The 23,533-nt window shown below is 56.3% G+C and carries 19 protein-coding genes; 7 read left to right on the top strand and 12 right to left on the bottom strand.

Annotated features, from left to right (window positions below; translation table 11 throughout):
* Positions 1-52: 52 nt before the first annotated feature.
* Together rhtA and dps are read left to right on the top strand one after the other, a co-directional pair.
* Positions 53-928, top strand: a complete 876-nt coding sequence (gene rhtA, locus VSX58_RS00420) for a threonine/homoserine exporter RhtA (protein WP_327616316.1) — start codon at positions 53-55, stop codon at positions 926-928.
* Positions 929-1,412: 484 nt separating this feature from the next.
* Positions 1,413-1,916, top strand: coding sequence for a DNA starvation/stationary phase protection protein Dps (gene dps / locus VSX58_RS00415; RefSeq protein WP_327615484.1), 504 nt, complete (start codon positions 1,413-1,415; stop codon positions 1,914-1,916).
* A 69-nt stretch (positions 1,917-1,985) separates the two neighbouring features.
* Here the strand turns inward: dps and VSX58_RS00410 are convergent, their stop codons facing one another.
* The 3 genes from VSX58_RS00410 to dinG form a co-directional block, all read right to left on the bottom strand.
* Positions 1,986-3,845: a M3 family metallopeptidase gene (locus VSX58_RS00410; RefSeq protein WP_327617028.1), complete on the bottom strand. Its 1,860-nt coding sequence runs from the start codon at positions 3,843-3,845 to the stop codon at positions 1,986-1,988.
* Between the two features lie 184 nt (positions 3,846-4,029).
* On the bottom strand, positions 4,030-5,001 hold the full coding sequence (gene ybiB / locus VSX58_RS00405; protein WP_327616315.1) for a DNA-binding protein YbiB: 972 nt from the start codon (positions 4,999-5,001) through the stop codon (positions 4,030-4,032).
* 169 nt (positions 5,002-5,170) lie between these two features.
* A complete protein-coding gene (dinG, locus tag VSX58_RS00400) occupies positions 5,171-7,279 on the bottom strand; it encodes an ATP-dependent DNA helicase DinG (RefSeq protein ID WP_327616314.1) in 2,109 nt (702 codons plus the stop codon).
* Between the two features lie 186 nt (positions 7,280-7,465).
* Between dinG and VSX58_RS00395 the strand changes: the two genes are divergently transcribed.
* The 3 genes from VSX58_RS00395 to VSX58_RS00385 all read left to right on the top strand — a co-directional run bounded on the left by VSX58_RS00395 (position 7,466) and on the right by VSX58_RS00385 (position 9,435).
* Entirely contained in the window at positions 7,466-8,320 is an 855-nt protein-coding gene (locus VSX58_RS00395; RefSeq protein WP_327616313.1) for an AraC family transcriptional regulator, read from the top strand.
* A gap of 50 nt (positions 8,321-8,370) precedes the next feature.
* Complete coding sequence (locus VSX58_RS00390) at positions 8,371-9,003, top strand: LysE family translocator (RefSeq protein WP_407654844.1); 633 nt, start codon at positions 8,371-8,373, stop codon at positions 9,001-9,003.
* 324 nt (positions 9,004-9,327) lie between these two features.
* A complete protein-coding gene (locus tag VSX58_RS00385) occupies positions 9,328-9,435 on the top strand; it encodes a hypothetical protein (RefSeq protein WP_327615489.1) in 108 nt (35 codons plus the stop codon).
* A gap of 3 nt (positions 9,436-9,438) precedes the next feature.
* Here VSX58_RS00385 and idi read toward each other — a convergent pair whose 3' ends face one another.
* Both idi and bglX read right to left on the bottom strand, forming a co-directional pair.
* The gene (idi, locus tag VSX58_RS00380) at positions 9,439-9,930 is read right to left on the bottom strand and encodes an isopentenyl-diphosphate Delta-isomerase (protein WP_407654843.1); all 492 of its coding nucleotides are present in this window, start codon (positions 9,928-9,930) and stop codon (positions 9,439-9,441) included.
* 164 nt (positions 9,931-10,094) lie between these two features.
* Positions 10,095-12,401, bottom strand: coding sequence for a beta-glucosidase BglX (gene bglX, locus VSX58_RS00375; RefSeq protein WP_327616310.1), 2,307 nt, complete (start codon positions 12,399-12,401; stop codon positions 10,095-10,097).
* 500 nt (positions 12,402-12,901) lie between these two features.
* On the opposite strand from bglX, the gene VSX58_RS00370 reads away from it, so the two are divergent.
* The gene (locus VSX58_RS00370; protein ID WP_327616309.1) at positions 12,902-13,588 is read left to right on the top strand and encodes a glutathione S-transferase family protein; all 687 of its coding nucleotides are present in this window, start codon (positions 12,902-12,904) and stop codon (positions 13,586-13,588) included.
* A 137-nt stretch (positions 13,589-13,725) separates the two neighbouring features.
* On the opposite strand, the gene pbpG is transcribed toward VSX58_RS00370, so the two are convergent.
* The 3 genes from pbpG to VSX58_RS00355 form a co-directional block, all read right to left on the bottom strand.
* Complete coding sequence (pbpG, locus tag VSX58_RS00365) at positions 13,726-14,673, bottom strand: D-alanyl-D-alanine endopeptidase (protein WP_327616308.1); 948 nt, start codon at positions 14,671-14,673, stop codon at positions 13,726-13,728.
* A gap of 132 nt (positions 14,674-14,805) precedes the next feature.
* Entirely contained in the window at positions 14,806-15,324 is a 519-nt protein-coding gene (locus VSX58_RS00360; RefSeq protein ID WP_327616307.1) for a DUF6622 family protein, read from the bottom strand.
* Positions 15,325-15,455: 131 nt separating this feature from the next.
* On the bottom strand, positions 15,456-16,364 hold the full coding sequence (locus tag VSX58_RS00355) for a DMT family transporter (RefSeq protein WP_327616306.1): 909 nt from the start codon (positions 16,362-16,364) through the stop codon (positions 15,456-15,458).
* Between the two features lie 330 nt (positions 16,365-16,694).
* On the opposite strand from VSX58_RS00355, the gene gcvA reads away from it, so the two are divergent.
* On the top strand, positions 16,695-17,579 hold the full coding sequence (gcvA, locus tag VSX58_RS00350) for a transcriptional regulator GcvA (RefSeq protein ID WP_327616305.1): 885 nt from the start codon (positions 16,695-16,697) through the stop codon (positions 17,577-17,579).
* A 215-nt stretch (positions 17,580-17,794) separates the two neighbouring features.
* Here the strand turns inward: gcvA and VSX58_RS00345 are convergent, their stop codons facing one another.
* The 4 genes from VSX58_RS00345 to cyaB all read right to left on the bottom strand — a co-directional run bounded on the left by VSX58_RS00345 (position 17,795) and on the right by cyaB (position 22,885).
* Positions 17,795-18,133 carry an FMN-binding protein gene (locus VSX58_RS00345; protein WP_327615499.1) on the bottom strand — a complete coding sequence of 113 codons (339 nt, stop codon included), beginning with the start codon at positions 18,131-18,133 and terminating at the stop codon, positions 17,795-17,797.
* 139 nt (positions 18,134-18,272) lie between these two features.
* Entirely contained in the window at positions 18,273-19,682 is a 1,410-nt protein-coding gene (locus VSX58_RS00340) for a flavocytochrome c (protein WP_327616304.1), read from the bottom strand.
* A gap of 358 nt (positions 19,683-20,040) precedes the next feature.
* A complete protein-coding gene (locus tag VSX58_RS00335; protein ID WP_327616303.1) occupies positions 20,041-21,450 on the bottom strand; it encodes a flavocytochrome c in 1,410 nt (469 codons plus the stop codon).
* Positions 21,451-22,345: 895 nt separating this feature from the next.
* Entirely contained in the window at positions 22,346-22,885 is a 540-nt protein-coding gene (gene cyaB, locus VSX58_RS00330; protein ID WP_327616302.1) for a class IV adenylate cyclase, read from the bottom strand.
* Between the last annotated feature and the right edge of the window lie 648 nt (positions 22,886-23,533).

Below are 23,533 nucleotides of genomic sequence, written 5' to 3'. Positions count from 1 at the left end.
ACCGTTTTTTTTTGATCTCGGGTGTTCTTTACAAATTATTAAGGCCGAAATAATGACCTTATCTTCTCCACGTTTGTCAGCGCTATTTTCCGTTTCTCTCATTATCGTATCAATGGCGTCAATCCAAAGCGGCGCGGCGCTGGCCAAGACCCTGTTTCCGCTGATCGGCGCGCCCGGAGTGACGGCTTTGCGCCTGAGCATCGGGGCGCTGATCCTTGGCATTATCTTCAAACCGTGGCGCATGCCGCTCGGCGGGAATCGGCTGCCGCTGCTGATTTACGGCATCACGTTGGGGGGCATGAATTTTTTATTCTATCTGGCGCTGCGTACGGTCCCGCTCGGTATCGCCGTTGCGCTGGAGTTCGTCGGCCCCTTGGCGGTGGCCATGTTGTCATCCCGCAGGATAATCGATTTTTTGTGGATTATTCTGGCCATTCTCGGCCTGTGGCTATTATTGCCGCTCGGACATAATATCGGCAATGTCGACGCGGCAGGCGCGCTGTGCGCGCTGGGAGCAGGCGCGTGCTGGGCGCTATATATTCTGTTCGGCAAAAAGGCGGGGGCAAACCACGGCGCGGGAACGGTCGCCATCGGCTCCCTTATCGCCGGCGTGATATTTTGTCCGATCGGCGTTATTTATTCCGACGCGACGCTATTCTCTCTGACGATATTACCCATTGGAATGGCCGTCGCCATTCTTTCCACCGCGCTTCCTTATTCGCTTGAGATGATCGCCTTAACGCACCTGCCGGCCAGAACATTCAGCACCTTGATGAGTATGGAACCCGTCATCGCGGCCGTTTCCGGCATGCTGTTTCTCAGTGAACGCTTATCTTTTACTCAATGGATAGCGCTTATTTTTATTATTACGGCTTCCGTCGGCGCGACGCTCACCGTAATGCCCGCCGCCGCCAGTCAGAAAGAATAATCGCCGTTCGGCCTATCCCCGTCATACTTCAAGTTGCCTGCGCGTTGGCTTGGCTACTCGCCCCATCGTTGGGGCCGCAGCAAGCACTGTTCAAAAACGCTTTGCCGTTTTTGTCCTGCAACGCAAATTATTTAGAGCAATTGCCGTAATTCGATTTATTTTAGATAGCCTATTTCATACGTAGAATAATTATCATTCACAACGGTGTTGACGCGGATGAATAGCCCGGGTATTTATATTTGGACGACAAAATGATAGCCGATCGGTCGCCCGGCGCCCGGGGCTGATGACCTTTTCTAAAGTCAAATTAAACCGATAAAAAGCGAATAATTAGAAAAGCGAAGAATTATAAGAGGTTACTTTACACATACTCTATACCTATACATTTGATAGGTGATTCTTTCCGGTATTTTGCTTCGTTGCTGCTATAATTAATCCCGTTGAACAGTATGACGATGAAATATTAAATAAAGAGGACATTATTATGCGTACCGCTAAATTGGTAAAAACCGCGTCTTCCGAGCTTATCTATACTCGCAACAATGTAGAGGAAGAGGTAAAAACCTCTACCATTAAGCTGCTAAATCAACTGGTAGCCGATTACATCGATTTATCGCTGCTCACGAAACAAGCGCACTGGAATATGCGCGGCGCCAACTTTATCGCCGTACATGAAATGCTGGATGGTTTTCGTACCGCGATCAACGAGCACCAGGACACCATTGCGGAACGTATCGTTCAGCTAGGCGGCGTGGCGCTGGGCACGGTACAGACCGTCAATGCAGCCACCTCGCTAAAAAGCTATCCGGTGGATATCCACAGCGTCCAGGATCATTTGAAAGCGCTGGCGGATCGTTACGCCGTCGTGGCTAACGAAACCCGTAAAGGCATTACCACCGTGGAAGATGAAGACAGCGCCGATATCCTGACCGCCGCATCGCGCGATCTGGATAAATTCCTGTGGTTCATCGAATCCAATATCGAATAATTGCGGCCGGGCTAACGGCAGCCATAGCAATAATTTTAACGGGGGCGCAAGCCCCCTTTTACGTATCGATTAACGGGGATATTCGCGTTCGATAAACGCGGCGAAGTCCCGGCACATCGCGTCATCGCCCTGTTGGTTATCGGCCAGCACGCGCTCGCCATCGACCACGCGTATCCGCGCGGACAAATCAAAATCGGCCGCGGGCTGAGGACGCTGCCGCGCCTGAGCCATCGACGCCCTGGCCTGCTCCCAGGCTTCATCCACCGTCAGATTGCATGCCTGCGCCAGGTAGGCGGGATTAAATCCCTCCCCCGTCAGACTGCGCAACGTATCGTCATGGCTGACGCTATTGCCCGGCGACCAATAGTGTCGCGCCAGGTCGGGACCGATCGCCGCATTATCCGTCAAATAGCCATCGCGCCGTAGAAAGAAATGCCGGGTCTGCTCCACCGCCATTAGCGCCAGCAGGTAGCCCTGATAAGAGCAGGCGGATTCCATTGATAATAGATGCGGGATCGCCATCGTCGGCCGGGGACTGCCGCTGATGCCCAGAATACGCCGTTCGATATCACGCGCCAGTTTGGTTATCGCCTCCGGCGTACAGCGCTCCTCATCCCATGAATAAAGTTGCCATTCAAAGTAAGGCACCAGCAGAATATGCCGTTCGTTAAACGCCCGCATCGGCTGGCGCGCGCGGATGGCGGCCTGGATCAGCGCGTCGGGGATCGCCTCGCCCTGCGCGTTTTTCGCGTAACGCTTCAGCCAATCGGCGTCCGACAGCAGGCTGTCGCAGAACATGGATTGCGTTTCCGCATAGGCCATGGAGGTCGGGGGAAACTCCTGGGAAAAACAGGGGGCATTCTGGCGAATATTGGCAAAGTGCGCGGCATGCCCGCCTTCGTGGAACAGCGTATTGATGCCCGTAGCGCCGCTGCCGACCTGATCGGGCTTCGCCAGGCTGGTGAAATTGATGCGCGCCGGGATCCACTCGCCCTGCTGGAGAAATGGCGGAACCGGGCCGTGCATAAAGCCATTCTCATACTTACCCTTGCGCACCAGCAGGTCGAGCTGCATTGCCGCGCCGTTAAAAGCGATATGCAGGCGTTTGAAACTGTTGATCCAGCGCTCCAGCGAGGCGGCAAAAGGAAAATAGGGATCGAGCTGGCGCGTAACGTCGCCGGCGCTGGCGTAACGAATATTCCACGGCGCCAGCGCCTGCTCGCCTTTTTCCGCCGCCAGCTGTTGCAGACTGCGCGCGTTGGCTTCCCGCGTTTGCGCTTCAAAAGGATCAAGAATGGCGAAAAGCTGCTCAGGCGTCATCCGCTCGGTTTTATTCACCTTATAGTCGAAATAGTTGCGATATCCCATCTGGCGGGCGAAGCGATTGCGCAGGCTGACCAACTCGGGAAAGCCGTTATGCAGCAGCCACTGCTCCAGATCGCGCAACGCCTGTTGCGAACTCTGCCGGTAGGCCTCCGTATCATTGGTCGCCTGATTGGTGAGCAGTTCGCCCAGCGACGCGCTTACCCGCCGGCCTTCGGCATCCAGGTGCGTCATTTCATAGGCTTTACGCTGCTCAAACAGCGCGCTTTCCGAGGCGATAATCTCCGCCATCAACGCCTGCGCTTCAGGATCTTCGATAACGTTGCAGTCAAAAAACCGGTACCAGCCCCGCAGGCCGTGCAGCAATGCCTGACGCCCGTCGTCGGCCGGCTGCTTTTCCAGCGCGGCGATGTGACGCCGCAGCTCAACCAGCCGCTGCGGCTGGGAAATAAAACGCTTATAGGCATTTTCCGCGTGCGCAAACCGCGCGGCGACATCATCGCCTCCCGTTCCCATATAAAGCTGCCAGAACAGATCTTCTTTGGCCTGGTGAACGGCAAGATAGTCGCGGTTCAGCGCATTAAAATAGTCCACACTCTGTTGCATCATCTTCCTTCCCTACTCTCATCGTTTCAGGCGGCCCGGCGAATGCCGGTCACTTAAGCCGGTTTTTAGGGGAAACACCGGGGAAGGTTCCCGTAAGGACGCCTCACCCCGGTGGTCGCCCCGGGTATCTCAATGCTTAAACGATCGGCATTAGGCGACCGGGCCGCCAATCTTTTCCGCTCGGCTATCGGCCCAGCCGTTTGCCGAGCGTCGCCACGGCCTGCTCCATCGTCGGCGCTTCGCCCGTCGCGACCAGGCAGCACGCCAGCTGTTGTCGAATCGCATGCGGCAATGCAATTTCCCCCGCCAGACACTGCGCTATCCAGCGCGCCGTCGTTGCGGCGTCTTTCGCTATCGGCAGGCTATCGGGGGCAACCGCGACATCCTGGCGCAGTTGCAAAATCCGCGCCTCCTGCCGATGGATAAAGTGGATTTCCGGACAGCGTTGAGGATTGGCATACACTTCGCCCTCGGTGCCGTGCATCAGCAATGCCCGCCCGTTGATATCCTTGAAAAAAGCGCCGACGCGAGCAATGTATTCCGGATGGGAGACGCTGGCGATCCTCAGCGCATCGTCCGCGGGAAACGGCGTGGCGATCTTGGCCAGGGTATGGCTGCTGTTGCGCACGCCCATGCGCCAGCGCAGCTGCAGCTGCGCGTCGATGGCCGGACACAGCAGCGATACGGGAATAAAAACCGGCTCGACGGCGTCGAGCCGCGCCTGGGCCTGAGCGGCGCTCTGCGCCGGAGCAATCCCGAGATGACGCAATATTTCAGCGCTGGTGACGCGGGTCGGATCCTCCGTCACGCCGTGAACCACCACCGGGAACCCCAGCTTCGCCAGCAGCAGCGCTAACAGCGGCGTCAAATTGGCCTGTTTCCTGGCGCCGTTATAGCTGGGGATCACTATCGGCATCGGCCCCTGGGACGGCGGCCGCAGGCGCAGAACCCGCTCATCCATCGCCTGATAAAAACCGCGCATTTCCGGCTCGGCTTCGCCCTTGATGCGCAGGGCTATCAGCACTCCCCCCAGTTCAAGATCCGGCACGTCGCCATTCAGCATCAGGCGATACAGTTGATAAGCGGTTTCCTGATCCAGGTCGCGGGCATGATTCTTACCGCGTCCGACTTCTTTAATTATTTTGCTGTAATCCATGCTGGCCCTCATTAACCGCGATATGCCCGGACGATACCGGTGAAACGTCCCGGGGATCATTGATAGCACAGTCTGCGAAAATAACATGTTTTTCCCGCGGCGCAGTAACGTAAAAACGGTAATGTCAAGATAGCAGCGACGGCGCGAAAGCACCGATAACGGCAGGGCGTTACTCACCCTGCGGCATCACCCGTTCTTCAATCGGGAAAACCGGCAAGGCGGCGAGCAGCCGGGCGCCATAGCCCTTGGTCAACAGGCGGCGATCGTAAATAATGATTTCGCCGAAACAGTCGTGGCTGCGAATCAGACGGCCGACCTGCTGAATGAGATTAAACGACGCGCTGGGCAGGCTCTGCACCACAAACGGATGACGCTTAAGGCTTTTCAACCACTCGCTTTCCGTCAGGATGACCGGGCTGTCAATCGGCGGGAAGGCGATTTTATGGATATGCACCTGGGACAGCAAATCCCCTTTCAAATCCAGCCCTTCGGCAAAGGATTGCAGACCGATCAGTACGCTGGTCTGCCCCTGACGCACCCGCTCGCGGTGCAGCTCCACCAGCCGATAGCGCGGTTTGTCGCCCTGCACCAGCAGCATCAGCCGCAGATCGGCGACCTGCGTCAGAAAAAGCTGCATCGCCCGCTGGCTGGCGAACAGCATCAGCAGGCCGCGATGCTTCCCCTGCCGCAGCTCCGCGCGGAAAAAACGCGCCATCTCGGCAATATGCCGCGCCTCGTTTTCCATCAACGGCTCATAACGCATTTTCGGGATCACCAGACGCCCCTGCTCGCGGTGGTTAAACGGCGAACTCAGCGCCAGGAAGCGATCCCCGGCGCTCTCAGTCAGACCGGAGAGCTCCTGCAAACGCGAAAAACTGTTCAGCGAGCGCAGCGTCGCCGACGTCACCACCACATGCGACACATTATTCCACAATAACTTTTCCAGTTGATCGCACACCCGGATGCCGGCGCAGTGAAAAAAGAGACGCGCCTGCCCCTCGCGGACATCGCGGGTCAGCCATTTGGACACCGGCGCATTGGACGATTTCTCCATCGCCGCCAGCCGCCACAGTTTGCTCAACGCCTCCAGATACCCCAGAAGCCGGCTCATTTTCAGCAGCGCGTGGTGTAAACGCGCCACATCGTGTTTGCCCGTTTTCTCGCCGAGATCGTTGAGCATAAACTCCGTCAGCGCGCGCAAACCGTCGGTCAGCTTGAAGAGCCGGACACAGCTTTCGCGCATGTCGTCCGGCATTTTCCCCATCGGGAAACGGTACTCGGCGTCACCGCCGTCTGGCGGTAAAAAACATGCGCAGCGCTGCGCGAACGACAGCGCCAGCTCCCGCATCTCTTCGCAGTGGCGGGTTAAGCGTTCGCCGTGCGCCAGGCGCGGCGGCGATTTCGGCGCGAACTGGGACATGCACAGCCCGATTTGCTGCACCACCTGTTCCAACTGCGAACTTATCGCATCAGGCGTAATGTCGCCGGACATTTCCAGGGTGTCGCGGGCGACATCGGGAATGTGGTGGCCTTCGTCCAGCACCAGCAGCAGATCTTTAGGGTTGGGCAATACCGATTCATTTTCCATCGCCGCCATCACCAGAGCGTGATTGGTGACCACCACGTCGGCATGTTCAATTTCCCGCCGGGCGACGAAGAACGGGCATTCGCGGAAATAGCGGCAATTATGCCCCAGGCAGTTGGCTTTATCGGTGCTGAGCTTGCGCCACAGGCTATCGTCAATGGACTCCTGATAGCGATCGCGCAGGCCGTCCCAGGCGTGGCTTTGTAAAGCCTTTTCGATCTGCGCGCATTTTTTCTGCTCCTCCCGGCTGGAGGGAGCCAGCTCATCGCCCAGAAACAGGGGCAAATCCCCCTGCGCATCGGCGTCCGTCGCCAGCAGCGCCAGGTTACGCGGGCAGACATAACGCCCGCGGCCAAACGCGGCGGTGAATGTCAGTTCGGGAATAAACGCCCGCAGCAGCGGTAAATCCTTGTTGAAAATCTGATCCTGCAGCGCCACGTTGGCCGTGCTGACAACCAGCGTTTTCTCTTCCGCCCGCCCAACCGCGATGCCGGGGATCAGATAGGAGAGCGTTTTTCCCACGCCGGTAGGCGCTTCTATGGCTAAGTGGCGCGGATAATCGCCCGCCAGCGTTTTCGCCACTTCGGCGATCATCTGCCGCTGCGGTATGCGAGGAATAAAATCCGGGATCTGTTGTTGCAGAGCCTTATACCATCGGCCGATCTGCTGCTTTATTGCGGGGGACAGCGTCATGCATTCTCTGTATTCAGTCAATCTGACGGCCATTGTCCCACAGACCGGCGGCGACGTCAGCCGCTATCGCCGCCACGCCGCGCTCGACAAAAGCGCAGCCGCCGGTTAGGGTAAGTCTGTTTTTCGTCCGCCGCCGGGCGTTTCATGCCGCCGCGACAGCCGCAATCTGAGAGATGAAAAGAGAATATGTCATCCGTGCATACGGTCAAACAATCTTACTGGTTTTCCCCGCAGCTTCCCTACCTTGAAAGCCGCTCGACCTGGCATAGCGCCCAGGGCTACAAAACGCATAGCCATGCGCAGTTCTCCATCGGCGCCATCGAGCAGGGCTCAACGCTCTGCCGCTACCGTGGGGAAAAACATCGGTTGCAGGCGGGCGATCTGGTTTTTATCGATCCGCAGCAGCCCCACAGCTGTAATCCCTTTCCCGGACAGACCCGCAGCTACCATATGCTGTACTTGGATACCGACTGGTGCTTGCAAAAACTCTCCGCGCTATGCGGCTATCCCGTCGCCGCGCTGCGCTGTCGCCGCGTCACGCTGCGCAGCCCGGCGCTGTTTGCCGCCTATCGGCGTCTGATGACGCTGTTGCATCAGGGCGATATCGCCGCCGCCCGGCAAGCGCTGAACGACCTGATAACGCCGATACTGCTGCAATACTGCGTTCCGCTTCGGCCAGCCGACCGGCCGCCGGAATCAAAGGCGCTGGCGCAGTTAACCGCGCGCCATGTCCGCCAGCGCTTGCTGGCCCACCTGCAGGCGGCGCCGTCGCTGGAAACGCTGGCCGAAGAGCTAAACCTGCGGCGAGAAACCATCGTGCGGCATTTTCGGCGCCATACCGGCATTACCCCGATGGCGTTTCTCAATAACGCGCGAGTGGAATACGCCAAATCCTTACTGAAAACAGGCGTGCCGCTGGCCGATGCGGGCTATCAAAGCGGTTTTTGCGATCAGAGCCACTTCCATAAAATCTTCGTGCAATATACGGCGGCGACGCCGGGACAATATCGCCAGGCGCGATCAATATTTGACAATAAATAGCGATATCGAATGACTAGACTGGCCTCGATCACTCTTCGAGGCCCGGCATGATGCATATCAGTTCCCTTTTTCCCGATAATTTCCCCGCGCTGGCGTTGGCTCACTTCGTCGCCTTACTGAGTCCCGGTCCGGATTTTTTCCTGCTCGCCGCCTATGCGGTTCGCTACCGCCTGCGGGGCAGCGCCGGAATTTGCCTGGGCATCGCCCTGGGAAACGGCGTCTATATTCTCCTGGCGATCGTCGGCTGGGCCGGCATCCAGCATGCGCCGCGGCTCTTTACCCTGATTGAAATAAGCGGCGCCTGTTATCTGCTGTGGATCGGCTATCAGCTGCTGAACAGCCGCGCCGCCCATACGCTAACGCCCGCGCGTCAGGCGGACGCCCGCCCCGGCGTTATCCGGCAGATTCTGCTCGGGCTGGGTTCCGCCCTGCTGAATCCCAAAAACATACTGTTTTATATCAGCCTGATGGCCGGTATTCTCGGTCAGCATGTCACCGTCGTTCAGCAGGCCGCCAGCGGCGTTTGGATGTTTTCCATGGTTCTCGTCTGGGATCTGCTGATGGCGACGCTGATCGCGCTGCCGCGCATACAGCGGCGGCTTCAGCGCTACCTGAACCCGATCGAACGCGCCGCCGGCGCCGTATTGATATTGTTTGGTTTACTCCTCCTGTTTCAGCGCTGAAGGCTTTATACTCGTCGTGCCGCAAGTTGCACGCGCGTCGGCTTTGGCGTTCTTCCCTGCGGACGGAGGCGTCCACACAAATTCGGGGAAGAATTTCTGTCAGTACCGCGAAGGTTTCGTGCGTGATAACCATTGTTAAATCATTTGGTTATCAGCGCACGCGCCCGCTGTTCGGGCCACCGGTGACGGAATACTCGTCTCATCCCTGAGACTCGCCCTAACGGGCCAGCGCAAGCGCTGTGCAAAAACGTTCCAGACGTTTTTGTCCTGCGGCTCGAATTATTTGGCGGATATCATCCGCGAGAACCAACAAAAGGATACCTGATGAACTTAGGAAAAGCGGGAATGATCGCCCTGTTCGCCCTGTGTGCGCTTGGCGGGATCGGCGGCGTCATGCTGGTGGGATACATCATCATCGTGCGCGGCGGCTAATCTTTATCCGCCTCTGCGCCGCCGGGCATAAAATTGCGACCAGTAAGCGGGAATGCGCGCAAACGTCAGGCGGAACCAGGGGGTGAACGCCTGCGGCGCCGCGGCTATCCGCCGGCCGATCTGCTGCAGCGACAGATATTGAAACCCGGCGGCCTCTTCAGGATCGGCCTGAGGCTGATCGTCGGTAAGACCGAAATAGACATGCCCCACTTCATGCTCGATTAAGCCATTTTCCAGCGGCAGGCGGTAGGTCAGGGTAAACATCGGCGTCAGCGGACAGCGCAGCCCCATCTCCTGATACAAACGGCGGCGCGCGGCCTCAGGCGTCTCCTCTCCGGGAAGCGGATGGCCGCAGCAGGTGTTGCTCCATAACCCCCCGCAGTGGTATTTCCCCTCGGCGCGCTGCTGCAGCAGCAGTTGCCGCCGGGAGTTGAAGATATACACGGTGACGGCGCGGTGCAATACGCCTTTCTCGTGCGCCGCCAGCTTTTCCATAGTGCCCGTCGGCCTGTCGTTTTCATCAACCAGAATCACGTCAGTCACGGCATCTCCTTTGGTTATGGGGACATCGGCGCGCGCCGGCGCGTCACGGGCAACGGCCCCGCAGGGCCGGCCATGAGGGAAACCAACGCGCGCGAAGACGGCGCCTATAACGGCGCCTATAACAAAGTGAAGCTTTGGCTTTTGACACGCTGCGAATCCAGACCGATAAACACCTGGTACTCGCCGGGCTCCACCACCTGCTGCATACGGGCGTTGTAGAACTTCAACGCATCCTGTTCGATAAGGAAGCTGAGGGTACGCGATTCGCCAGGCTGCAGCATCACTTTCTGGAAGCCGCGCAGCTCCTTCACCGGACGGCTGATAGACGCCACCACGTCGTGCAGATAGAGCTGCACCACGGTTTCGCCCGCCCGTTCGCCGGTATTTTTCACCGTTACACTGGCCGTTACGGCGCCGTTGCGCTTCATCGTCCGGCTGGACAAACGCACATCCGATACGCTGAAGGTGGTATAGCTCAGGCCATAACCGAACGGATAGAGCGGGCCGTTCGCCTCATCGTAGTAGTGCGAGGTGTATTTGCCCGGATTCTCCGGCGTATAGGGTCGTCCTGACGGCAAATGGTTGTAATAAATAGGAATCTGCCCAACGGAGCGCGGGAAAGACATCGGCAGTTTGCCCGACGGATTATAGTCGCCGAACAGAACGTCGGCGATCGCATTGCCGCCTTCGGTTCCGCTGAACCAGGTCTCCAGCAGAGCGTCCGCCTGTTGATCCTCCCGTACCAGCGCCAGGGGGCGGCCGTTCATCAACACCAGTACCAGCGGTTTGCCGGTGGCCTTCAGCGCGGCGATCAGCGCCTTTTGGCTTTGCGGCAGGTCGATATTGGCGCGGCTGGAGGCTTCGTGCGCCATTCCCGCCGCCTCGCCCACCACCGCTACGACGACGTCGGCCTGTTTCGCCGCCCGTACCGCTTCGTCAATCATCACCTGCGGCGCGCGCTTATCCACCTGCACCGCATTCTCATACAGATTCAGGAAATCGATAATGCCCTGATGGTTGCTGACGTTGGCGCCTTTGGCGTACAGAATATTGGCTTTGCCGCCCGCCGCATTTTTAATGCCCTGATAAACCGTAATCGTCTGCCCGACGACGCCCGCCGCGGACCAACTCCCCATGGTATCGCGTTTGCTGTCGGCCAGCGGCCCGACAACGGCGATCGTCCCCTGTTTCTTCAAGGGCAGCGTTTGCAGCCGGTTTTTCAGCAGCACCAGGCTTTTGCGCGCCACGTCGCGCGCTTCCAGGCGATGCAAACGGCTTTCCGCATTGGTATCGGCGGGGTCGGAGCCCGCCGGCCCCAGATGGCGATAGGGATCCTGAAACAGCCCCATCTCGTATTTAACGTTCAGCACCTGACGGCAGGCTTCATCAATATCCTGCTCGCCGACCGCGCCGCTTTTGACCAGATCGGGCAAATAGCGCATGAAATACTCATCGCTCATGCTCATGGCGATGCCGGATTTCAACGCCAAACGCGAGGCGTCGCGCGGATCGCTCGCCACGCCGTGTTTAATCAGCTCTTTAATCGCGCCGTGATCGGTAATGGTGATGCCGGAAAATTTCCAGCGCTCGCGCAGAATATCCTTCAGCAGCCAGCTGTCGGCGGTGGCCGGCGTGCCGTTGATGGAGTTCAGCGCCACCATCACGCCACCGCTGCCGGCGTCAATAGCCGCTTTATACGGCGGCAAATAGTCCTGAAACATACGCTGAGGGCTCATATCCACCGTGTTGTAATCCCGGCCGCCTTCGACCGCGCCATACAGCGCGTAGTGCTTGACGCTGGTCATCAATGAATGGCGCGCCGTCGCGTCATCGCCCTGAAACGCCTTGACCATCACGCCGGCTATTTTACTGGTTAGCCAGGTATCCTCCCCAAAGCCTTCCGACACCCGTCCCCAGCGGGGATCGCGGGTGATATCGACCATCGGCGCCCAGGTCATGTTTAAGCCGTCTTCCGTGGCCTCGTAGGCGGAAATGCGTCCGCTCAGCGCGATGGCGTCCAGATCCCAACTGGAGGCCAGCCCCAGCGCGATAGGGAAAATCGTACGCTGGCCGTGCACCACGTCGTAAGCGAAAAACAGGGGAATTTTCAGGCGGCTAAGCTGCATAACCTGATCCTGCATCGCGCGGATATCCGGCCGCGTGACCGTATTAAAGATCGCCCCGACCTGACCATTGCGGATCATTTCGCGAATGGCCTCTTTCGGATTGTCCGCTCCGACGCTGATTAACCTGAGCTGGCCGATTTTTTCATTGAGCGTCATTTTTCTCATTAAATCAGAGACAAACGCATCTCGCTGTTGGTGTGACAGCGTAACGGAAGCGGGGGCGGACGTGATTTCCTGGGCAAATAGCGGATTACAGGCAAGTCCCATTGCGATAGTCAGTGAAGTAAGCCATTTCATTCTTTTATACAGACCCTATCAATCCCGGCATCAGGAGAGATCGCTGAGGCACAAGACAGGTTTGAAAAAATAAGTCAGCCAATGCGCCATGAAAACCGGCATGGTGAAAAACCATTCACCTACAGCGCCAACATACTCGAATATCCCCTTCATACTTCAAGCTGCAGGTGCGTTGGCTTTGTTACTCGCTCCCTCCATGGAGCTCGCCCCGTTGGGGCCGCCGCAAGCGGCGTTCAAAAACGCCTTGGCGTTTTTGTCCTGCAACTCGAATTATTTTGGGTATACGCAGCGCGTAATAATAGTGTATTTGTTTACGATTCATTTAATAAAAACTGCAAAAATAGTGCGACGCATTGCGCAGAACAGACATTCTTCCCGCCCGGGCTCCGCAGGCTTCAGGATGACGCCGAACGGCGGCCGCGGAAATTCCGTCTATAAGGGTGATCTACGGTATTTTTCGTGCTAATGATCATATCTCGTCGACATAGGGATCATAAGATATGTATCAACTGTATATCGCCAATAAAAACTACTCATCCTGGTCGCTGCGCCCATGGATTTTGCTAAAAACGCTCGCCATTCCGTTTGAGGAAAAACTGGTGACCTTCACCTCCTCCGGCGCCAATCCGGCGTTTAAGGCGTTTTCGCCTTCCGCGAAAGTGCCTTGCCTGATTGATGGCGACACCACCGTATGGGACTCGTTGGCGATAACCGAATACCTCGGAGAACGGCATCCGGCGGTATGGCCCGCCGACGGCAAAACGCGCGCCTGGGCGCGCTGCGCCGCGGCGGAGATGCACTCCGGCTTTAACGCCCTGCGCAGCCAGTGTCCGATGAGCTGCGGCGTGAAGGTCGATATAAAAGAGATCTCCCCGTCCTTGAATAACGATTTAACGCGCATCAACGCGCTGTGGCGCGACGGGTTAACCCGTTTCGGCGGCCCGTTTCTCGCCGGCGGCGCGTTTTCCGCGGCGGATGCGTTCTTTGCGCCGGTGGTGTTCCGTATCCGAACCTACCAATTGCCCGTCGCGCCGGAGGCGGCCGCCTACTGCCGGCATATGCTGTCGCAGCCGGCCATGCAAAGCTGGCTGGAACAGGCGCTGGCGGAACCCTGGATCGATAGCGAGCACGAAAAGGATGTGTTTGCAGCCGGTGAGGTGATTGAGGATTTACGCGTTCGCGCTTAGGCCATAACGGACGCTGTTCGCCTCCGGCGCCCGTTATGCCGCCGCCCCGCGCGCCCCGAATGCCGGCCCGGCTATGCGGCGGATGGCGGAAAGCCGGGGAGCAATCGGAGCCGTATAGCCCGCGGGGCAGCCATTGACTACTCCGTCTGCGCGCTCGCCAGGGATTGCGGCTGACGCGAAGCCAGCGCCTTCTGTTTTTTATAGCTTAACGCCACGGCGGGCACGTCGCTGATTTTACCGGTTTCAAGCCATTTTCTCAGGCGGTTGGCATCGGCGAAATGCGTGTATTTGCCAAAGGCGTCCAGCACCACCAGCGCCACCGGGCGCTGATTAATCACGGTGCGCATCACCAGACAATGGCCGGCCTGATTGGTAAACCCTGTTTTGGTCAATTGAATATTCCAATCCGACTTGCCGATCAGATGGTTGGTGTTACGAAACGGCAGGCTATAGGTCGGATGGGAAAAGGTTACCGTTTTCTCCTGCGTGGTGCTCAGTTGGCTGAGCAAAGGGTAGTGCTTGCTGGCAATGAGCAACTTCGTGAGATCGCGCGCCGTCGACACGTTATTGATAGAGAGTCCGGTCGGCTCGACATAGCGTGTATGCGTCATTCCCAGCGCGCGGGCCTTGGCGTTCATGGCGGCGATAAATGCCTGATAACCGCCGGGATAATGGTGGGCAAGACTGGCGGCGGCGCGGTTTTCCGATGACATCAGCGCCAGCAACAGCATATCGCGGCGGCTGATCTCGCTATTGAGCCGCACGCGCGAATAAACCCCTTTCATTTCCTGCGTATGACTGATGTCGACGGAGATAACCTCGTCCAGCGGCAGATTGGCGTCCAGCACAACCAACGCCGTCATTAGCTTGGTCACGGAGGCAATGGGCACGACCACATCCGGATTGCTGGAATAAAGCGTGCGATCGTCGCGCAAATCCACCACCATCGCACTGCCGGAGGCGATCTCCTGATGCGCGGCGGCCGTTGATACGACGGGAGTTTTCCCCATAACCGGCGGAGTCGCCAACATATTGGTCGACAGCAACAGCATACCAAGTAAAGAGATTTTATTTTTTTTAATCATTATTCAATAAATTAAACAGTATTCTGTTAAATGAAATAAATAGGCAGGCGCATTATAATTTACCGGCTATCGCCGCGCACTCGCATAACGGAAAAAGCTTTGTGACAAAGTTTAACAGGCGCGGCGTCGCGATTAGCGGGAGGCGGTATGGGGAGCGCGCATCAGACTCAACAGACGAAGGGCGATACCGCTGAATATCCCGCCGGTAATGCCGCCAACGGCGCCAGACAGCGCGCAGAAAATAGCGTCGTCGGCCAGCTCGGGAAACCATGCCAGCCGGGCGGTAAAGTAGAAGCGCAGGCAGAAGGTCAACAGCATTAACACCAGCGGCACCGACGAGCCGGTACGCTCGAAGCTCCGGGTATCGGCCCGGTAAACGCCCGCGTTTTTCCCCAGCATCCACCCCAGGCACAGCCCAACGATCAATGCCAGCAAAAAGCCGGCGACGGCGATCTCGCGCAGCGCCAGCGTATGTAATATCGAGGACGCGCCCCAGCAGAGAAAAACGATCGGCAGCACCAGCAGACGCCGCAGCGATTGCCGTCTTGGCTGAAGGGCTTTTATGCCGGCATAAATCAGGTAAGCCAATAAAATCCATACCCAGGAGGGCGTATGGCGCACGGTAATCAGATAATTTTCCATAATATTCATAGACTCTACGTTGAAACATCGCCTGGGATGTTACTCCCCGCCGCCTGCGCGCACAATCAGGACTGCGCCATCTACCGACCGAAATCATTAAACCGCGGCCGGCCAGGCGCAAGAGAAACCGCGCCATAGCCCTACTTCCGCAGGCGGGCCAGCAAACGGCCGTCAACCGCGATCAGCCCGATAAAAATAGCCGCCATCCCCGCCAGCATCGACGACGTTATCCTCTCCTGCAAAAAGAGCGCGCCGAGCAAGATAGCGCTAACTGGAATAAGGAAGGTCACCAGCATAAGATTCAGCGCCCCGACGCGCGCCAGCAGGCGAAAGAAAATGACGTAGGCCAGCGCGGTGGACAGCATCGCCAGCCCCAGCGTCGCGCCCCAAACCGGGATATCGGGAAAAGGAAGGCGCCAGGGACGATCGACGTATAGCGTCAGCGGCGCTAGCATCACCGCCGATGCGCATACCTGCCCCGTCGCCGTCGCCAGCGGACTCATCCCCATCCGGGCGAAACGGCGTCCGTACAGCCCGGCAAAGGCATAACAGAGCGCCGCCAGTAGGATGGCCAGCTGTCCGGTCAGCGACGCCGGCGCGTGGTTAACGCCGCCCATCATCACCACCACGCCGGCGAAGCCGATAAGTACGCCCGCCAGCTTGCGGCGGTTCAGCTTTTCATCCGCGGTCATCCAGTGCGCCGCCAGCAGCGTAAAAAACGGCGTAGTGGCGTTCAGTATGGCGGCCATGCCGCTGGCGATATGCGTCTGCCCCCAGACAATCAGCGAAAATGGAACGGCATTGTTCAGCAGCCCCATGCCACATAACGCCATCCACAGACGCCAGTCGCCGGGCAAGGATTGACGGCTGATGCGCAGGATCAGCAGCAGTATCAGCGCCGCCAGCAGGACGCGCAGATTAACCAGCGTGAACGGCGGAAGCTGCTTGACCGCCACGCCGGTAAAAAAGAACGAGCCGCCCCACAGCAGCGACAGCGCGACAAGCTGCCCCCATTGCGCCATTCCCATGGATTTTACCGTATTCATCATCTTCCCTCTTTGTTTTACCATTAGATGAACTAAACCGTTTATCCCCGTCACCCTTCAAGTCACATCGGCGTTGGCTTGGCGACTCGGCCCATCCGCGCCTCGCGCCTGCGGGGCGTCGCAAGCGGCGTTCAAATCCGACCAGGAAGGTTTATCTTTTATCCCAGTCAGTTAGTTATTTAAGCGCTTGGCAATTCCCTGCTCCGCCGCCTCTCCGCAGCTCGAACTATTTTGGGTATCGTGATAACTTCGCTTGACGATGCCTATAATTACGCGGCGTTTAAGTGCGGACAAACGAGAGTTTTTCACCGTTTTATTGAGGTTTTCTAAACCATGAGCGCAGCATTTCCTTCATTGCGCGGGCTCCAGATGTTCGAGTCCGCCGCCCGCCACCTGAGCATGACCGCGGCGGCGGATGAGCTGAACGTGACGCCCGGCGCCGTAAGTTTGCAAATCCGCGAGCTTGAAGAGACGTTGGGCGTCGCGCTTTTCATCCGTAAAACACGCGCCCTGGCGCTGACGCCGCAGGGGGAAGCCTATTTTTCAAGCCTGCGCGACGCGTTCCGACTCATCCGCGAAGCGACGCTGAAGCTGAAGACGCACGCACAGAGTCCGGTGTTGACCCTCAGTTGTACGCCGACGTTCGCCGTCCAGTGGCTGATCCCCCGGCTGAGCGATTTTGAACGGTGCCACCCGCGCATCGACGTTCGCTTGAGCCCGTCCAACCTCACCCGGGACTTCGCGCGCGACGGTATTGATTTGGCCGTGCGTCACGGCCTGGGCGATTACCCCGGTTTACTCAGCGAGCGATTGATTGACGATGCGCTGATCCCCGTTTGTCATCCCCGGCTGATAAAAAAGGCGGGACCGTTCGCCACGCCGGCGGATTTACGCCGCTGCACGCTGCTGCATGATGAACATCGCCATGACTGGCGATTATGGCTGGAGGCCGCAGGCGCGGACCCGTCAATAAGCCAGGCCGGTCCGGTATTTACCGACAGCAATGGCGCGGTCGATGCGGCGAAAGCGGGATTGGGCGTCGCGCTGGTCAGGCGGGCGTTCGCGCTCCCGGCGATAGAGGAAGGGGAATTGGTTGCGCTCTTTGCACAGGGCGTGGAGAGCGCGCTGGCTTATTACCTGGTTTATCCGGCGATCGCGCTGGAACAGCCGCCTGTCGCGGCATTCCGCCGCTGGCTGATGGAGATGGCCGGACGCTAGTATTACGGTATGAGAAAGGGGAATAGCCGGTCTGCGATTAATAGGCCATCGCAGACCGGCGCGACGAGCAGCTGATGCTCTCCCGTCATACTTCAAGCCGCCTGCGTGTCCGCGCCATCCATAGAGCCCGCCCCGTTGGGGTCAGCGCAAGCGCTGTTCAAGAAACGCTTTGGGCGTTTTTGTCCTGCGACTCGAATTGTTTAGGGTATAACCGATTATTTTTTTGCCTGTTCAAGCGCCTGTTTAACGGCGTTAATCACCCCATGACTCGACATTGTGGCTCCCGTTACCGCATCCACCTGGTCAGGATCCTGAGTTTCGATCAGCTCCGGCACCACGTTGTCAATAACGCCCATCATCAGCGCTTCAGTGTCTTCATGCTTAACGACTTCGGCATTAGTAATTTTCCCGCCTTCGACCGTGACGGAAACTTCCACTTCCCCTTCTTTGCCCGGCGCTTTGCCCGTATAGGTGCCATCTTTATACTCGGCGGCGGCGGCAAAAGAAAACGACAGAGCCAACGTGGCCAGTACGGCCGGAATGAATTTTTTCATAACTTTCCCATAAGTTAATTACACATGAAACGCTCATCAAAAATCACGACAAGCAGTAAATTTGTTGCTGGAACCAATATAGCCACTCATCCATCCTGAACAACGAGCCAGGATGGATTTTGAGATCAAGCCCTCTGATTTATTTGCCCGCTTTTATCTCTTTTACCGCCTCATCGGCGCCGATGCGGCCATAGGTGACGATATCGGCCAGCGAGTTGCCCCCTAAGCGGTTGGCGCCATGCACCCCGCCTGCGACTTCGCCGGCGGCGAACAGATTCGGGATCACCTTGCCGTTCACGTCCAGCACCTGAGCCTTGGTGTTAATCGCAATGCCGCCCATCGTATGATGGATGCCCGGCGTTACTTCAATGGCATAATACTTGCCGCTATCCAGAGACAGCTTCAGGCTTTCACGGCCAAACTCAGCGTCTTTTTTATCTTTGACGTAGCCACTATAGGCGCTAACGGTCTGCGCCAGTTGTTTTCCGTCAATATTTATCGCTTTAGCCAACTCCTCGACCGTATTGCCTTCGGCGACCAGCTTCTGTTTAAAGTAGGTTTCAACCGTGTGGTTCTGTTTAACCAGGGCATCGTTAAAAATCACGAATGCGTGCTTGCCCGGCTGTTTCAGAATGTTTTGCGAAACGACGTCGCGGGTTAATAGCTCGTTGGTGAAGCGTTTCCCCTGTTCATTGACCAAAATAGCGCCGTCCCCGCGCACGCCTTCGGAAATCAGGATCCCTTGACCGGGAACCGTGGTGGGATGGATTTGAATATATTCCATGTCGACCAGCTTGGCGTTCAGCTTCTGCGCCATTTTGATCCCTTCCCCCTGAGCGCCGGGCGCGTTGGTGGTTTTAAAGTCCACCAGTCTCGGATCGTACTCCTTGATCATGGCGAAATTGGCGCCGAAACCGCCGGCGGTAATCATCACCTTCTTGGCGTCGATGGTGAATTCCTTGCCGTCTTTGCCCTTGGCCTTCACCCCGGTTACCGCGCCTTTATCGTTTTGCAGAATTTCCGTTGCGGACGTATTGGTGCGCAGATCGATATCTAACGCCTTAATTTTTTTTAGCAGCGCGACGGCAATAAAGCTGCCGGCCGGTTGGCCGCCCACCGGACGGTGAATACGGTCAACGCTGGCGCCCCCCGCGCGGCTGACCTCCGCCAGTTCCGCGCCGTTTTCCTTCAGAAACAGGATCGAATTCTTCGCCTGTTCGGATAACGTTTTCACCAGTTCAGGATTGTTTTTCTGCTTGCCGCCTTTCATGGTGTCCTGGTAGAAAAGCTCCGGGCTATCCTTAATGCCCTTGGCTTTCTGATACTCCGTACCCGCGGCATTCAGCCCCCCTTCCGCCCGGGCCGTATTGCCCCCGGCAAAAGACATTTTTTCCAGCAATATCACTTTGGCACCCTGGTTGTGCGCTTCAATAGCCGCCGACATCCCACCTCCCCCCGCGCCGATAATCACCAAATCGGTGGTTTCACTGCGAACAGCGGAGGAAAAGGCCAATGCCAACGCGCTTAATAATAAAATTTGTTTTTTCATAATAAATGACTCTATAGCCGCCATACTTCAATATGACGAATATATTGGACGCCGCATTAATACATCCAGAACGCTCACTGTTCTGTAACCGCGTAAAAAGCGCTGCCGGTTATTATCACTATCGGGTAGCTCTTCCGTCATACTTCCAGCCGCAGGCGCGTCGACTGTGCGGCTCGGCCCATCCGTGGGCCTTGCGGCAAAGCCGCCAACCTGCCGCTCGAACTACTAAGGAGATAAGCCTCCCGCCCATTTATCTCATACCGTCTTACAGATAAAGAGACGCAAAACCCTCATGGCGTCGGTTCTCTGCGGAACCTCATTGCCGTATTATCCCCCTTACATCGAGCGTTATCGCCGGTTATTGACCCGCTTTTATCTCTTTCACCGCTTCATCGGCGCCGATGCGGCCGTAGGTAACGATATCAGCCAGCGAGTTGCCGCCCAGACGGTTAGCGCCATGCACGCCGCCGACGGTGCCTCCGGCTGCGAACAGGTTAGGAATCACCTTGCCATTGACGTCCACGACCTGAGCCTTGTTGTTGATGGCGATCCCGCCCATGGTGTAGTGAATACTTGGCGTGATTTCAATGGCGTAATACTTGCCGCTATCCAGAGCCAGCTTCCTGCTTTCGCGGCTGAACTCATCGTCTTTCTTGGCCTTGACCGCGCTGCCGTAGTCGCTGACCGTCTGCGTCAGCTGTTTGCCGTCAACCTTGATGATTTTGGCCAGATCGTCAAGCGTATTGCCTTCAGAGACCAGTTTCTGTTTAGCGTAGGATTGGATTGCCTGGTTTTGCTTAACCAGATCGTCATTGAAAATCAGATAGGCGTGCGAACCGGGCTGTTTGAGGATGCTTTGTGAAACCACATCGCGGGTTTGCAGTTCGTTGACAAAACGCTTGCCGTTTTCATTGACCATAATCGCGCCGTCGCCGCGCACCGCTTCACCGATCAGGATGCCTTTGCCGGGAACGGTTGAAGGGTGAATCTGGATATATTTCATATCCACCAGTTTGGCGTTCAGCTTGGTGGCCATCTTGATGCCGTCGCCCTGGGTGCCCGGCGCGTTGGTGGTTTTAAAGCCTTCCAGCTTCGGATCGTATTGTTTAATCATGTCGAAGTTGGCGCCAAAGCCGCCCGACGCGATCATCACTTTCTTGGCGTCGATGGTGTACTCTTTGCCGTCTTTTCCTTTGGCCTTAACGCCCGTGACCGCGCCCTTGTCATTTTGGATGATTTCGATCACCGGAGTATTGGTGCGGAGATCGATATCCAGCGCTTTCACTTTTTTGATCAATGCGGTGGCGATAAAGCTGCCTGCGGGCACCCCGCCGGCGGGACGGTGAGTACGGTCAACGCGCGAACCGCCGGTACGCGTCAGATCCGCCAGGTCGGCGCCGTTCTCTTTCAGGAAGACGACGGAGTCTTTCGCATGCTCCGTCAGCGTTCTTACCACTTCCGGATTATTAATATTTTTCCCGCCTTTCATGGTGTCTTCATAGAACATCTCGGGACTATCCTTAATGCCTCTGGCTTTTTGCAGATCCGTACCCGCCGCGTTCAATCCGGACTCCGCGCGGGCGGTGTTGCCGCCGGCAAAAGGCATTTTTTCCAGCAATATCACTTTGGCGCCCTGATTATGCGCTTCAATGGCGGCCGACATCCCGGCCCCGCCCGCGCCAATAATGACTAAATCAGTAGTTTCACCGCGAACTGCTGAGGAGAGAACTAACGCCAGCGCGCTCAATAGCAGGACTTTTTTCTTCATGATATAGAACCTATATTTTGTTATTTCCAATACGAAATCCCATTAAGGGAATAAGTTTCATTCTCTTTTTACCGCAGAAAATATCGCGAATCTTCCTGATGTCATGTAACGACGGATATACTCATTGACAAAAAGAATTCTTACCCCGCGGAATTCCAAACGATCGTGCCTATTACAGAATTCAATCTTTGTCAGATACGGTCTGATACTTACAGAAAATTAATCATTCTGCGATCGCGAACAAACCGTATCGCCCTAAATCCTACTCTCATTTTCATGCGAAAATTTTAACTTGATCATATATTTAGAATTTTTTTTGAATTATATATTTAACCGCGTTTATTCATCTCTTGCGGAATAAGGAGGCGCACGTTTAGTCAAGATTACCGCCGGCGGAATATAAAGATAAACGGGTGATAAAAATAAGCTAAAAAAGCGTTGCGCGGGATTTAAATTTAACATTAAAAAAACATAAAAAACACAAAGTAAATATATTTATCCCCCTAAAATAATTTGCGTCGCCGGATAAAAACGCCGAAAGCGTTTTTTGCACAGCGCTTGCGCTGGCCTTGAAGAGGCGAGGACATCAGGCAGAATCATGCGGCAAGAGAAGGATCAATGCGTCGGGAACGAATGTGACCGGCCTGGGGTGAGAGACGAAATGTCTCTCATCAATCCCGATGGGCTTACTTAAGTCAGTAATTGGAGCGACGGACAAATCTGCCGGGAGCAGAGTTGAACGCCGCTGGCGGCGGCCCCAACGGATGGGGCGAGTAACAATGACGACGCGCGGGCGGCTTGAAGTATGACGGGTATATACCGGTAGATATTTAAGATGCGGAAATGTAAGCCATCGACACGCCCGCATCTTAAAGCTAATGGATAAGCCCGGCGATTAAAAACCCAGCAATTGTCGATAGGAATGCGTTTCAATATTATCCATTGCCAATCCGAGACGCAGCGCACATTCGATGCATTGCTCGCGCAGAAGATTCAATTGCGTTTTATCATTCGTCATTACGGATATTTCAACAAAGTGGCCCAGCGACTCGATACAATCCAGCGTGATATGGAAAATATCCAGAAAATAGACGCTGCGCGTTTTATCAACCTCATAAATCGCCTTATAGCCCAGCGTATGCAGCATGCTGTCGCTCTTCTCGAACGACTCGACATTCACCGCCTCGCAGCGATCCGCCCCCGGCCCCTTGACGATCCACAGCTTAATCCCCGACGGCTCCATCCGCCGCAACACCATACTGATACCCTGTGTTTGCAAGCCGCCGTTCACATCGTCGTAATAAACGTCATGCTCTTTGTTTTCGAAAATAAAGGCTTCAGGATGATGCTCAAAGAGGATATCGCGAAATATTGCGATATCCTGGATACGAAATTTTAGTTCGACCTCATATTTCCCTATGAAATGTTCAATCATGCTTTTTTCTCCTTACAGGACTATCTGTAAGCACTATGGGACGCTCGCCCCAACATATCAACACGCTTTGTCCGAAAGATGTAAGCGCGTAAAAGCAGTCGCCCGCACCAGCCACCTCCGGGATGAATCTCGCCGGCGACATCGCTCGCCACCCGCTCAGATCGCCGCACGCCGGGATAAGATGCCGTGCGCCGTCGCGCCTGGGCGGTGCGGCAATGCCTTTCAGCCTGCGGCGCGCCATACCGATGCAATAGTAACCGAGAGGGAGCAAGGAGCGCTATCAGCGAGCGGCGAAACGCTATCAGAAGGGAAAGCCCAATACTGACGATAAATATCGGTTCCCCATAACCGGCAGCGACGCTATTTAATAACGCTCTCTTCCGAAGGTGTAAACACCACCGTTGGCGGATAATTTCATAGGAATTTATTATATTACCCGCCAGTCAGATTGAAAATAATTTAATCAAGCCGAAAAAGTTCATCTGAATGCCATTTCCCTTATACGCCCCAACGGTATAAAAGGCGGCCTCCCACGGTAATATAAGTCGATATTATGGTTAATGATGAAATAGGTTGCGTATTTTGGACGATGTTATCGGATTTTAGGATATTAAAAGAATGCCCGGCTGATAGAATCGAATTGTCATC

This window comes from Brenneria populi (assembly GCF_036016195.1).
GTDB lineage: Bacteria > Pseudomonadota > Gammaproteobacteria > Enterobacterales > Enterobacteriaceae > Brenneria > Brenneria populi.
The sequence above is the reverse complement of the archived record's forward strand: the minus strand, read 5'-3'. Positions and strand labels throughout refer to the sequence as shown.

What these genes read in the sequence shown, in the direction of transcription:
- rhtA (WP_327616316.1), top strand. Translation starts at nt 53, where the DNA reads ATGACCTTATCTTCTCCACGTTTGTCAGCGCTATTTTCCGTTTCTCTC.
- dps (WP_327615484.1), top strand. Translation starts at nt 1,413, where the DNA reads ATGCGTACCGCTAAATTGGTAAAAACCGCGTCTTCCGAGCTTATCTAT.
- VSX58_RS00410 (WP_327617028.1), bottom strand. Translation starts at nt 3,845, where the DNA reads ATGCAACAGAGTGTGGACTATTTTAATGCGCTGAACCGCGACTATCTT.
- ybiB (WP_327616315.1), bottom strand. Translation starts at nt 5,001, where the DNA reads ATGGATTACAGCAAAATAATTAAAGAAGTCGGACGCGGTAAGAATCAT.
- dinG (WP_327616314.1), bottom strand. Translation starts at nt 7,279, where the DNA reads ATGACGCTGTCCCCCGCAATAAAGCAGCAGATCGGCCGATGGTATAAG.
- VSX58_RS00395 (WP_327616313.1), top strand. Translation starts at nt 7,466, where the DNA reads ATGTCATCCGTGCATACGGTCAAACAATCTTACTGGTTTTCCCCGCAG.
- VSX58_RS00390 (WP_407654844.1), top strand. Translation starts at nt 8,371, where the DNA reads ATGCATATCAGTTCCCTTTTTCCCGATAATTTCCCCGCGCTGGCGTTG.
- VSX58_RS00385 (WP_327615489.1), top strand. Translation starts at nt 9,328, where the DNA reads ATGAACTTAGGAAAAGCGGGAATGATCGCCCTGTTCGCCCTGTGTGCG.
- idi (WP_407654843.1), bottom strand. Translation starts at nt 9,930, where the DNA reads ATGGAAAAGCTGGCGGCGCACGAGAAAGGCGTATTGCACCGCGCCGTC.
- bglX (WP_327616310.1), bottom strand. Translation starts at nt 12,401, where the DNA reads ATGAAATGGCTTACTTCACTGACTATCGCAATGGGACTTGCCTGTAAT.
- VSX58_RS00370 (WP_327616309.1), top strand. Translation starts at nt 12,902, where the DNA reads ATGTATCAACTGTATATCGCCAATAAAAACTACTCATCCTGGTCGCTG.
- pbpG (WP_327616308.1), bottom strand. Translation starts at nt 14,673, where the DNA reads ATGATTAAAAAAAATAAAATCTCTTTACTTGGTATGCTGTTGCTGTCG.
- VSX58_RS00360 (WP_327616307.1), bottom strand. Translation starts at nt 15,324, where the DNA reads ATGAATATTATGGAAAATTATCTGATTACCGTGCGCCATACGCCCTCC.
- VSX58_RS00355 (WP_327616306.1), bottom strand. Translation starts at nt 16,364, where the DNA reads ATGATGAATACGGTAAAATCCATGGGAATGGCGCAATGGGGGCAGCTT.
- gcvA (WP_327616305.1), top strand. Translation starts at nt 16,695, where the DNA reads ATGAGCGCAGCATTTCCTTCATTGCGCGGGCTCCAGATGTTCGAGTCC.
- VSX58_RS00345 (WP_327615499.1), bottom strand. Translation starts at nt 18,133, where the DNA reads ATGAAAAAATTCATTCCGGCCGTACTGGCCACGTTGGCTCTGTCGTTT.
- VSX58_RS00340 (WP_327616304.1), bottom strand. Translation starts at nt 19,682, where the DNA reads ATGAAAAAACAAATTTTATTATTAAGCGCGTTGGCATTGGCCTTTTCC.
- VSX58_RS00335 (WP_327616303.1), bottom strand. Translation starts at nt 21,450, where the DNA reads ATGAAGAAAAAAGTCCTGCTATTGAGCGCGCTGGCGTTAGTTCTCTCC.
- cyaB (WP_327616302.1), bottom strand. Translation starts at nt 22,885, where the DNA reads ATGATTGAACATTTCATAGGGAAATATGAGGTCGAACTAAAATTTCGT.